This is a genomic window from Clostridium sp. (assembly GCF_040797585.1).
GTDB lineage: Bacteria > Bacillota > Clostridia > Clostridiales > Clostridiaceae > Clostridium_Z.
This window is the reverse complement of the sequence record NZ_JBFNEO010000318.1, coordinates 1-1866: the sequence shown is the minus strand read 5'-3', so window position 1 is coordinate 1866 and position 1866 is coordinate 1. Positions and strand designations below refer to the sequence as shown.

At 30.7% G+C, this 1866-nt stretch carries 2 protein-coding genes and 1 pseudogene; all 3 read left to right on the top strand.

Translation table 11 applies throughout. The features are described 5' to 3' along the window. Positions 1-10 precede the first annotated feature (10 nt). Positions 11-967 (top strand): GTP 3',8-cyclase MoaA, encoded by a 957-nt coding sequence (moaA, locus tag AB2369_RS13165; RefSeq protein WP_367666926.1) that lies wholly within the window; start codon positions 11-13, stop codon positions 965-967. After that, positions 964-1425 (top strand): annotated as a pseudogene (gene moaC / locus AB2369_RS13160) (cyclic pyranopterin monophosphate synthase MoaC); the annotation flags it as partial. The gene moaA and the pseudogene moaC, both read left to right, overlap by 4 nt. Further along, positions 1426-1866, top strand: a 441-nt coding sequence (locus tag AB2369_RS13155; protein WP_367666925.1) for an MOSC domain-containing protein, incomplete at its 3' end; no start/stop codon positions are given.

Sequence of the window (1866 nt, the reverse complement as noted above, 5' to 3'; positions counted from 1 at the left end):
GGTGATTATTATGAAAGATTCTTTTGGAAGAGAAATAAATTATCTTAGAATTTCCTTAACAGATAGATGTAATCTAAGATGTAGATACTGTATGCCAGAGAGGGGAATTTCTAAGTTTTCTCATGAAGAAATGCTAACATTAGAAGAAATATATGAAATAACAAAGGCTTTTGTAGATTTAGGTATTAATAAAATAAGATTTACAGGGGGAGAACCCCTTACAAGAAAAGGTATAGTTGATCTAATGTCTAAGGTATCAAAGCTAGAAGGAGTCAAAGATTTGGCAATGACTACAAATGGTATACTTTTAAAAGAATATGCAAAAGAGTTAAAGAAAGCAGGACTAAATAGAGTGAATATAAGTCTAGATACATTAGATGAAGATAAATATAATCTAATTACTAGAGGCGGTAAACTAAAATGTGTACTTGAAGGAATAGAAGAAGCAAAGAGCGTAGGATTAACACCAATAAAGATAAATACTGTCCTTATAGGTGGTTTTAATGATGATGAAATAGAATCATTAGTGAAGTTAACGGAAAAAGATGAAATAGATTTAAGGTTTATTGAATTGATGCCAATAGGTGAAGCAGCTAATTGGGCTAAAGAAAAATTTATTTCAAACGATATTATATTAGAGAAGGTTAGAGAACTTACACCTACACCAAGAGAAGATATATCGTCTCCAGCAGTATATTATAGACTACCTAATGGAAAAGGCAAAGTAGGTATAATAAATCCAATATCCTGTAAGTTTTGTGCCAACTGTAATAGGGTTAGATTAACATCTAGGGGACAGTTGAAATTATGTCTTCACTCAAATAATGAAATAGATATAAAAGAAGCTTTAAGAAGTGGACAAGATATAAAGAAACTAATACTTAATTCTATATATAAAAAAGAAGAATCACATCATTTAGAAGATGGTGAATATATAAAGAGAAATATGAATCAAATAGGGGGATAAAGATGGAATTTACACACTTTAATGAACATGGCAGAGCTCATATGGTAGAAGTTGGTGAAAAGGAAGACACCAGAAGAAAAGCCATAGCAAGAGGAAAAATCAGAATGAATAGAGAAACCATAGAAAAAATTAGAGAAGGATTAATAAAAAAAGGTGATGTTCTATCTGTAGCTCAAATAGGTGGAATAATGGGAGCCAAAAAAACAAGTGATATAATTCCAATGTGTCATAATATATTTCTAACAGGAGCAGACATTAGATTTAATATAACAGACAATGCAATAGAGGTAGAATCAGAAGTAAAAACCATAGGAAAAACAGGAGTAGAAATGGAAGCACTAACAGCAGTATCTATTGCGTGTTTAACCATATATGATATGTGTAAAGCAGTTGATAAGGACATGGTAATTGAAGATATAAGACTTATAAAAAAGACTGGTGGAAAGACAGGTGATTATATGTATAAAGATATAAGAGGAAAAGTATTATCTATAAATATATCAGATAAAAAAGGAGTAATAAAAGAACCGATAAAAGAAGGTTTATTTATAGAAAACTTTGGATTAGAAAAAGATGCACATTCAGGGAATTGGCATAGACAAGTAAGTTTATTAGGTATAGAAAGTTTTGATAAAATGGAAAATCAAGGTATAGAAGGATTAGTACCAGGAGTATTTGCAGAAAATATAACTACTGAGGGAATAATACTTTATGAGCTTCCTATAGGTACAAAACTAATTATAGGAGAGACGATTCAAGAAGTAACTCAAATAGGTAAAGAATGTCATACAGGATGTGCAATATCTCAGAAGGTTGGTAAATGTGTAATGCCAAAGGAAGGAATATTTACTAAGGTTCTAAAAGGTGGAGTCATAAAAGAGGGAGATATAATAGAGGTT

Bases quoted from the DNA above. Each gene is read 5' to 3' on its own strand.
- moaA (WP_367666926.1), top strand. From the start codon at position 11: ATGAAAGATTCTTTTGGAAGAGAAATAAATTATCTTAGAATTTCCTTA.